Annotated in this window: 11 protein-coding genes; 3 read left to right on the forward strand and 8 right to left on the reverse strand. The window is 59.9% G+C overall.

Features of this window, described 5'->3' with window-relative positions; translation table 11 throughout:
* The coding region (locus tag ABJP42_RS17660; protein ID WP_348342736.1) for a transposase at positions 1-136 on the reverse strand (136 nt) is incomplete at its 3' end.
* A gap of 213 nt (positions 137-349) precedes the next feature.
* Here ABJP42_RS17660 and ABJP42_RS17665 point away from each other — a divergent pair.
* Positions 350-907, forward strand: coding sequence for an invasion associated locus B family protein (locus ABJP42_RS17665; protein ID WP_348342718.1), 558 nt, complete (start codon positions 350-352; stop codon positions 905-907).
* An 18-nt stretch (positions 908-925) separates the two neighbouring features.
* On the opposite strand, the gene ABJP42_RS17670 is transcribed toward ABJP42_RS17665, so the two are convergent.
* The 6 genes from ABJP42_RS17670 to ABJP42_RS17695 are packed head-to-tail and all read right to left on the reverse strand — an operon-like array spanning position 926 to position 6,716.
* On the reverse strand, positions 926-1,390 hold the full coding sequence (locus ABJP42_RS17670) for a phosphatase domain-containing protein (RefSeq protein ID WP_348342720.1): 465 nt from the start codon (positions 1,388-1,390) through the stop codon (positions 926-928).
* Complete coding sequence (locus ABJP42_RS17675; protein ID WP_348342722.1) at positions 1,380-1,946, reverse strand: histidine phosphatase family protein; 567 nt, start codon at positions 1,944-1,946, stop codon at positions 1,380-1,382. The genes ABJP42_RS17670 and ABJP42_RS17675 overlap by 11 nt, the downstream gene beginning before the upstream one ends.
* Positions 1,943-3,013: an MBL fold metallo-hydrolase gene (locus ABJP42_RS17680; protein WP_348342724.1), complete on the reverse strand. Its 1,071-nt coding sequence runs from the start codon at positions 3,011-3,013 to the stop codon at positions 1,943-1,945. Before ABJP42_RS17680 ends, ABJP42_RS17675 begins: the two co-directional genes overlap by 4 nt.
* Positions 3,014-4,057, reverse strand: a complete 1,044-nt coding sequence (locus ABJP42_RS17685) for an ABC transporter ATP-binding protein (RefSeq protein WP_348342726.1) — start codon at positions 4,055-4,057, stop codon at positions 3,014-3,016.
* A complete protein-coding gene (locus tag ABJP42_RS17690) occupies positions 4,045-5,748 on the reverse strand; it encodes an ABC transporter permease (RefSeq protein WP_348342728.1) in 1,704 nt (567 codons plus the stop codon). Before ABJP42_RS17690 ends, ABJP42_RS17685 begins: the two co-directional genes overlap by 13 nt.
* Complete coding sequence (locus ABJP42_RS17695; protein ID WP_348342730.1) at positions 5,748-6,716, reverse strand: ABC transporter substrate-binding protein; 969 nt, start codon at positions 6,714-6,716, stop codon at positions 5,748-5,750. The genes ABJP42_RS17690 and ABJP42_RS17695 overlap by 1 nt, the downstream gene beginning before the upstream one ends.
* Before the next feature lie 166 nt (positions 6,717-6,882).
* Between ABJP42_RS17695 and ABJP42_RS17700 the strand changes: the two genes are divergently transcribed.
* On the forward strand, positions 6,883-7,662 hold the full coding sequence (locus ABJP42_RS17700) for a DeoR/GlpR family DNA-binding transcription regulator (protein WP_348342732.1): 780 nt from the start codon (positions 6,883-6,885) through the stop codon (positions 7,660-7,662).
* A gap of 83 nt (positions 7,663-7,745) precedes the next feature.
* Here the strand turns inward: ABJP42_RS17700 and efp are convergent, their stop codons facing one another.
* Positions 7,746-8,309 (reverse strand): elongation factor P, encoded by a 564-nt coding sequence (gene efp / locus ABJP42_RS17705; protein WP_348342734.1) that lies wholly within the window; start codon positions 8,307-8,309, stop codon positions 7,746-7,748.
* A gap of 218 nt (positions 8,310-8,527) precedes the next feature.
* On the opposite strand from efp, the gene ABJP42_RS17710 reads away from it, so the two are divergent.
* Complete coding sequence (locus ABJP42_RS17710) at positions 8,528-8,845, forward strand: DUF6280 family protein (protein WP_009811619.1); 318 nt, start codon at positions 8,528-8,530, stop codon at positions 8,843-8,845.
* The last annotated feature ends 268 nt before the right edge of the window (positions 8,846-9,113 follow it).

The following is a 9,113-nucleotide window of genomic DNA, read 5'->3' on the forward strand; positions in this document are numbered from 1 at the left end:
GCAAGCCATTTCGGTTAATGAATATAATGCCGCTCAACACCCGCCTGTCGTCCACACGGGGCTTGCCGTGGGACTTGGGGAAAAAGGGTTCCAGCTTGGCCATCTGCGTGTCGCTCAACCAGTATAGATCGCTCATGTCACTGCTCCGTTTCAGAGCCGTGAATCACGCAGCGAAGCGGAAATCAATGCATCCTGACCCTAGCGCGCAGGCACCATTTTGGACCTCAGTTTTTCAGAATTTCATCTGAGTTATCTATTTCTTTGCAGTTGCTGGAGAACCCTGCCCGCAGGGCCGCGCTCTTGAGGGCCGCCCAGACCGAGATAGACTGCTAAAATACCCGGAGAGATCATGCGTCACTGCCTTGCCCTTGCCTTTGCGACCCTGCCTGCCCTGCCCGCTGCCGCCCAGTATTGGGAATTTGGCGATTGGCGTGTCCTTGTTGAGACCCGGGAAACCACCGAACACACAAGTCTGACCTGCACCGCCTTGACAGGCGGTGACGGCCTGCCATCGCTGCGCCTCTCGGTCTATAGTCTCGATGCCGGCCCGCCATCGGACTACCCCAAACCCACCCTGCACGAATCCGCCATTCGCGGCCATAGCACTCTGGTGCAGAACGGCCAGGCCGTGGGCTTTGTCTTTGATCAGCAGGCCGCCTTTTATGGCATCGCCAATGGCTATTTCGACGCCGAAGGTTTTGCCCATGCCGAAGCAGCTCCACGCTGGCAAGACACGCCCAATATGCTGCGCTGGATGAAGGCTGGCCAGAGCCTCGATATCCGCACCGTGCAGCCCTATGGCCCGGGTCAGCCCGTCCTGCAGGCTTCGCTCCGTGGATTTACCGCCGCCTATGGCAAGATGATGGATGAATGCGGTTTTTCAATCGAGATCAGCGATCCCAGCTGATCTGCCTTTGGGCGCGGCTCAGAAATCTCCCGGCGCGCACTGCAGGCAGACCAGACCTTCGGCGCGCCAAAGATCCACCACCGAGCTGCGATCATCAACAACAATCCAGGGTTCAAACCCATCCCCGCGCATCCGCGCCAGTAGCTGCCGCTTGACCTCTGGGTCGCTCATCCTGTCCTGCCCCTCTGGGCGCAGATAGATCGCGTCGAACCCCAGGTCATTCTGGGTCAGCCAGGCCTCGGTATAGGTGCTCCAGCCCGCCGGGCGCCCCGAGCAGATCACAATGTGCTCGCCCGCCATGCGCAGGCGGCGCAACAGATGAGCGACCGGCGCGATCACCGCAGCCTCGGCCATGGCCTGATGAAAGCCCTGCCAGTCTTTGTCTTCGCCATGAACCAGATGGCCCAGCCGGTCGGCATCAAAACTGGCAAGGGTGCCATCCACGTCAAAAACCACACAGGGTTGTGCATTCTCAGCTGACATAGCCCAGCTCGCTGTGGTGTTCTCCATCCCAGTCAAACAGAATTGGCGCGGCATTTGCGGGCCGCTCACCACTGCCATTGGCCCCAGACAGCACGCGCGCGGCCCGGATCACCCCAGAATGGCAGACCATGACCGGCAGACGCGGCCCGGCCTGTGCACAACAGAAAGAGATCGCCAGGGAGACCCGGCAGATCATTTCGCCCCAGTCCTCACCCGCCTCCGGGCAGCCCTCACGTGCTGGCAGCTGCGACAGGGGGCGGCCTTCGAAGACACCCCAGTCTCTTTCGCGCAGGTCTGGATGCAGGTCAAAATTCTGCCCCGGAAATCCCAACCGGCAACTCTCTTGCGCCCGCTGCATGGGACTGGCGAACAGCGCCAACATCGCTGGCCAATTCCGGTCTTGCAGCGCCTGTGCCTGGGCCCGACCCTGATCTGTCAGCGCCACATCGAGACGCCCCGCAATGATCTGGTCCCGGTTGGCCGTGGTCTCGCCATGTCGGATCAGACAAAAGCTCTTTTGCGGCAGCGCCTGCGCGCCAATCAACAGTGTATTCATAGGGATACTCTTTCATGCAGAAAGACCTCAGCCCCCAGGCCGTCCTCCGCGAGATAGTCCTCGGGGTTGGTGCAAAAGGCCGGGGCAAAGCGCTTGGCTCCCAGGCGCTGCAGCATGGCTTTTTGGTCCCCCAGAGGGGGGTGCACGTTCCAGCGTTGGAAATAGCCGCCGGGCACAGCGCAGATGCCACGGGCATGGGCGGTCATGTGACCCGTGAAAACCACATGCGCATCGCGCCCCAAACGGCCGCTTTCGCGCCAGGCCCGCACATAGCCCCAGGCAGCGCCGCCATCCGCATTGGGTGTATCACAGATCAAAAACCGCGCTTGTTCTAGCTCGCCGCGTTGCAACAGCGGCGCAATCTCCTGCGCCTGCGGGCTCAGTCGGCCGCACGCCAGCGCCGAGGTCAAGGCAGTGCGGCACTCCGGATCCAGGATCACCGCCTCCAGTCCAAAACGCTGGATCAGATGCAGCGCCATCTCTCCGGCGCGGCCAGAGGGGGGCACCGGCAGCAGAACCTGCCCCGGCAGGCGCTCCAGCAGCTGATCCAACGCCGCAAAACGGTCCTGCTGTGGCACCGGATCCAGTTGGTAGGAGCAATCCAGAATGGCCGTCGCGGCAGGGGGTGGCGCATCAAAGGCAAACCACTGCGATTCCTCTGACCAATCGCCGGAATAAAACAGCCGCGCGCCAATATCAAAATGCATCCAGACCCCGCCCAGCGCATGGCCATTGCGCCCGGTGGTCAGACGAATACCCTCAATCACGCTCTCGCCTTGTTCTGGCAGGCGGCGCACCTGCGCCGCTGGGGGCAAAGCCTGCGCGGTCTGGGCGGTTGCATAGATTGGCAATCCAGCCTCCACCGCATAGGCGGCACCGCCGATATGGTCGATGTGGTCATGGCTGATAAACACCGCATCCGCACCGCTGAGCCAACTGGGATCAAAATGCGCATTGGCCTCTGGCCCATGACCACAGTCCAGCAACCAGCATTTTCCATTCACCCTTAGGCGCATACAGGCCGGGCCCTTGTCGCCGATGCCTGACAAAACTTCGATGGTATTCATTTAGTCCTCATAGAAAGCCCAGGGGGTTCCAATCGCGAGCCCCAGTTGGTCACCCACGCTGTGGCGCACCCGGCTTGTCACCAGCAACTCAGCTCCGCAGGAAGTCTGAAGGGTGAGACGGTAGCGCCCGCCCAGATAGGTGCTGCGGAGCACCCTGGCGCGCAGATCGCCGGTTTTACATAGGGTGATATCCTCGGGGCGCAGACAGAGCAGGTTGGGCTGCTCGTCCCTAGTGCGCACCGCAATTTCAACCCCGAACAATCGGGCGCTGCTGCCCCCGTCGCCGATGCGGGCCTCACAGATTGGCAGCACGGTACCCTCACCGACAAAACCGGCAACAAAGCGGTTGTTCGGACAATTATACAGCGCCTCTGGCGTATCAAACTGCACGATCCGCCCCTCGGCCATCACCGCGATCCGGTCGGCCATGGCCATGGCCTCGGCCTGATCATGGGTTACATAGACCATGGTGGCCACGGTGCGCTGGTGGAAATCGAGAAACACCTGCTGCATGGTCGCACGCAGGGCCACGTCCAGATTGGCCAGTGGCTCATCCAACAGCACGGCCTCGGGATCCGATACCAGACACCGCGCCAGAGCCACCCGCTGGCGCTGGCCGCCCGACAGATCCGCCGGCATGCGATCCGCAAATGAAGTGAGCCCCGTTGCCTCCAGCGCCGCATCGGCATGCAGGGCCTGGTCGGCCTTGGAGAGCCCACGCACCTCCAGAGCAAACGAAACATTGCGGCGTACAGTCATATGCGGCCAAAGCGCATATGATTGGAACACAAAACCGATATTGCGCTGCTCAGGCGGCACAGAGGAGTTGGTGGCGGCATTCGCAACCTCACGGGCGCCGATGGAGATCTGCCCCCGCGTCGGCGCATCAAACCCGGCCAGAAGGCGCAACAGGGTGGATTTGCCACAGCCCGACGGCCCCAACAGCGCGACAAACTCGCCATCCTCAATTTGGGCCGTGATCGCCTGCAAGGCTGGCGTGCCGTCAAAATGTTTTTCGACCGCGTTGAGCGTTATGTCTGCCATGGAAGGCTCCCTTTGGGCAGGTGGTGCGCCGCCAGCTGGAGGGCGGCCATCAGCGCCATCACCACCAGAACAATAGTCATGGCCAAGGCCGAAGCCATCACCGTCTCACCACTGTCATCAAGATTGAAAATCATCACCCCGAGGGTCTCTGTCCCCGAAGACCATAGCAGGGCCGAGACCGTCAGCTCGTTGAAAGCGGTGAGGAAAACCAGGATGGCCCCGGCGGCGGCGGCTGGCGCCGTCAGCGGCAGGATGATCAGGCGCAGGCGCTGAAACAGCCCTGCCCCCACAGACTGCGCGGCCTCGTTCATGGCCGGGTCCAGCTGGCGAATACTGGCCTGAATGGGCCGGAACATCACCACAAGAAACCGCGCCAGATAGGCCAGGAAGATGATCCAGATGGTGCCATAGAGCGTGGCATCGGTGAAGGGCAGATTGATCAACAACAGGATCATGGCAATGGCCAAAACCACCCCCGGCAGCGCATAGGGCAAATCCACCAGCGCATCAAACAGGCGGCCCAAACGCGAGGGATTGCGCTCCATCAGCCAGGCCAGTGGCAGGCACAGGAGCACCAGCACAAAAGCCGCCCCAGAGGCCAGCACAAAGGAATTTGCAAAGGCACGTTGGCTGGCGGGTTGGCGAAACAGCACCTCCTGCCAGGCGCCCAGCGTCAGGCTCTCAAACGACAGGGGGACGCCGTAGGCAGGTACCAGCGAGGTCGCCATCAGCCCCGCAAGCGGCAGGACCAGAATACCACAAACGATGAGCCAGAGGCTCAGCTCCACCATCAGCCGTGCCCGCCCCAGAGGCAGTGCCAGGGGGCGGGTGCTTGCCCCAACCAGATGCACTCGCTGGCGCGACTGGAAAAACCGCTGCACCAAAATACCACCGATGGCGACAGAGCCAATCACCATGGCCAACACAGCAACCTCGGCCAAGACGGTCGACCCAAGGCCAGAGAGCCGCTGGTAAATCAGCGTAGGCAAGGTGGAATAACCTGCCGGAATGCCGAGCATGGCCGGAATGCCAAAATTGCCAAGCGCGGTCACAAAGGTAATCGCCAGACCTGCTGCCAGGCTGGGCAGGCATAGGGGCAGGATGATATGCCACCAGACCCGCAGCCCTGATGCGCCACTGATCCGGGCGGCCTCGACCACTTCTTGCGGGATGGCACGCAGCCCTGCGCGCAGAGTCAAAAAGATGATAGCACTGTGCTGGACACCCAGAAGCAGGATAATGCCACCCTGCGAATATAGCGGCTGTGGCGCGCCCAAGGGCGGTGCCAGCCCCAAGGTTTTGAGCAGCACCGAGGACGGCCCCATGATCTGGGTCCAGGACAGCGCGGTGATCTGCGGCGGGATCATCATTGGGATCATCAGGCAAAACACCAGCGCGGCTTTGGCACGCAGATCGGTCAACGCTACCAGAAAGGCAAAGGCCCCGCCAATCGCCACCGAGACCAGGGTGCCAAAACCAGCGGTGATCAGCGAATGTTTCAGCGCCAGTCGGGTACTGCTATCGGTCAACACCTCAGAAAACAGGCTAAAATTCAGCCTGTCATCCACCGTGACACCTTCAACAAACAGGCGCAGAACCGGTGTCAACGTCAAGGCAATGGCAATCAGCAGGACAGAGGAAAGCAGCCGGTCCTCGGACCGGCTGCCTCCAATTGGTTTTGAGGCCAGCATTAGTTGGCGCCAAAGATCTCGGCGAATTTCGCCTTATTGGCCTCGGCATTCTGCAGGGCCACCGCCGGGTCAAAATCCATCAGTTTGATGTCGGCGCGGGCCGGGAAGCCAGCTGGCACACCCATGTCGTTGCGCGCGGGGATATAGCCCATATCCAGCACCAGATCCTGGCCCTTTTGGCTCAGCACAAAGTCAACAAAGCTTTGAGCTGCATCAAGGTTCTTGGCCGAAGACAGGATAGCGACCGGTTCGGTCACATAAGACACACCCTCTTCTGGGAAGACGAATTCAACCGGCGAGCCCTTGGCCATATTGCGAATGGCAAGGAAGTCGACAACCATACCGTAGGGCTTTTCGCCTGCGGCAACTGCTTTGAACGTGCCGCCGTTGCCGCCCTTGGCGCGGGCCTCGTTTGCCGCCAACGCGCTATAATAGTCCCAGCCGAGGGATTTGTCGCCGGTCAGGGTGGCGAGATGGATCAGTGCCGCGCCGGAATAGAGCGGCGATGGCATGGCGATCTGGCCTTTCAAAGCCGCGTCGTTCAGGTCCGCCCAAGAGGCCGGCGCGGTCTCTACACCGGTATTGTAAACGATGCCGGTGGTGATCAGTTTGGTCGAGTGGTAGAACCCTTCGCCGCTGTACAGAGCCGGATCATAGGCGCTGGCTTCGGGCGACTGATAGGCCGTCAGCAGGCCTTCCTGTGCCATGCCCTCCAGGGTCACGGTATCAGCGATCAGCAGAACATCCGGCTGCGGATTACCCGCTTCGATCTCAGCCCGCAGGCGCGCCATCAGCTTGGTAGTACCATCACGCACCCATTCGACCTCGGTGCCAGGGTTGGCAGCCATAAAGGCATCCACGGTTTTTTGCGCATCCGCATTGGGCTGCGAGGTATATAGCGTCAGCGTATCGGCAAAGCTGGCGGTGGATACACAGGCAAGAGCCGCGGCAGTCAGAAGGGTTTTCATCACAAATCTCCAGAGATTTGCCTTTCGAACGAAAGACATTTGATGACGGCCTTATTGCGCCCGAATGCAAAAGTACCGTGACATAAATATATATGTTTTATTACTGTTTGCCCTGTGGGCGGATGTCTGTATGGGAGAGAAGCCAAGAGTTTCGAAAGAAAACAAAATGAAGCGTAGTGACCTGGATCTTCGGCGCGATCAGATTATCGCCCTACTGGCCGAAAACGGTGCCCTCTCAGCGCAGGAGCTCTGTACCCGACTGGATGTCTCGGTGCAGACCATTCGTGCCGACCTGCGGGATCTGGATGAGGCCGCATTAGTTCAGCGGCGCAACGGCATGGCACAACTGCGCCAACAGGCTGAGAACATTGGCTACCTACCGCGTCTCAGCCTCTCGCATGGGGAGAAGCACTGCATCGCGCAGGCGGTACAGCCGCTAGTGAAAAATGGTGCGCGGGTGGCCCTGGGAACCGGGACAACTGTGGCGCAATGCGCCCGCCTGCTGGCTACCCGACAGGATCTCTTTGTTGCCAGCAATTCGATCCATGCGGTCATGGCCCTGCAGAACGCCCCCGGCGCCCAGGTCGATATGGCCGGCGGATCGGTTCGGCTCAGAGATCTGGATGTGATCAGCTCTGCCAGCATCGAGTTTTTTGCCCACTACCGCATGGAGCAGGCCATCTTTAGCTGCGGCGGCATCTCCCCTAGCGGCGAAGTATTGGATTACAATTCAGAAGAAATTGCTGCCCGCCAGGCCATCACAAACTGCGCCCGGCAAACAATCCTGGTGGTAGATAGCGAGAAATTCGGCCTCGACCTGCCCTGCCGCGCCCTCAATATCTGGGACTATGACGTGGTCGTCACCGGGGCAGAGCTTTGCCCGCAGCTCAGGCAGCTCTGCCACGACAACGGCTGCAAAATCCTGCTGGCGGGTTCGCCCCTCTAACCTGACCGCCTTGCCTCCAACAACAAAAACCCCGCAGCCATTTCTGGCCGCGGGGTTTTCAATCCGATCTGAACCGCACGCATTTAGGCGCGTTCGGAGTAGTCCATGGTATCAGTATTGACCACGATCATCTCGTCCTGACCAACAAAGGGTGGCACCATGACCTTGACGCCATTGTCGAGGATCGCAGGTTTGAAGGAGTTGGCAGCCGTCTGCCCCTTCACCACCGGCTCGGTCTCGACGATCTTGCAGATCACCTTTTGTGGAACAGTCGCGTTCAGGGCTTCTTCGTCGTAGAATTCCACCACGATGGTCATACCGTCCTGCAAGAAAGGTCGTCGATCGCCCAGCAGCTCGGCCGGCAGTTCGATCTGCTCATAGGTTTCGGTATCCATAAAGACCAGCATGCCGTCGCTCTCATAGAGGAACTGCTGGTCCTTCTGCTCCAGACGCACGCGCTCGACCTTATCGGCGCTGCGGAAGCGTTCGTTCAGTTTGGAACCATTGCGCAGGTTGCGCAGCTCCACCTGGGCAAAGGCGCCGCCTTTTCCGGGCTTTACGTGATCGACCTTGACTGCGGCCCAAAGACCGTCGTTGTGCTCCAGAACATTACCGGGGCGGATCTCGTTACCATTGATCTTGGGCATCTGAAAAATCCATCTGGGAAGGTTGATGATATATTAAGCGTCCCTATATCTGTCGTGGTCACGGCTGGCAAGACAACGATATCTCGTAGCAGATGCACTTAAGCTATGCAAAATTTGCATGAAAGCTATGCATATACAGGCTATCCGAATCGTCACAGTTCCGTCATAAGGAACGCCACGCCGAGAATTGCAATAGCAAGAACAATAAAGGAAACCAGATGCGAGATTTCGTTGACGGCACCGCCTACAACAATGAACAGGGCAACCGGGCACGCAAGCTCTTTGCCGCTGTTGTTTTGGCTGCCCTGGATGACGCCATTGCAGACGACAAAAAATACGGCAACGGTCCCGAGCAGATTGCCCGCTGGGCGCGTTCGCGCGATGGACGCGAAGTCCTGAGCTGCGCCGGCATTGACCCCAATGAGCGGGTTGTCGGTGGTTTGATGGATTTTGTTGGCCGTGGGGTACGGACCTCTGTCGCGCTGTCGCGCGAAGAAAGCGAACGCCGCAATGCAGCCCAGGCCGAAGCCGCCTGAAGCTGACACTGGCCCTGCCGGGCCGGTCAAGACGATCAAACCTATAGAAAAGCGCGTCCTGGGGGGCGCGTTTTTCTTTTGGGGCACGATCTTTCGCGCCCAACCCTGTCGCGCAAAAGCCGCTTTGCGGCGGTTTTTTCCGTGCTCCCCCAGCGCAAGACCCTAGCCTGTTCAAATAGCGCTTTTCCTTGCGCGACCAATCGGCGATTTAGCCAACAGCAGCACTGCAAAGGGAGAAGGCCAATGACCGCACGCGCACTGATGATCC

Source organism: Pseudophaeobacter sp. (assembly GCF_039971195.1).
Taxonomy (GTDB): domain Bacteria; phylum Pseudomonadota; class Alphaproteobacteria; order Rhodobacterales; family Rhodobacteraceae; genus Pseudophaeobacter.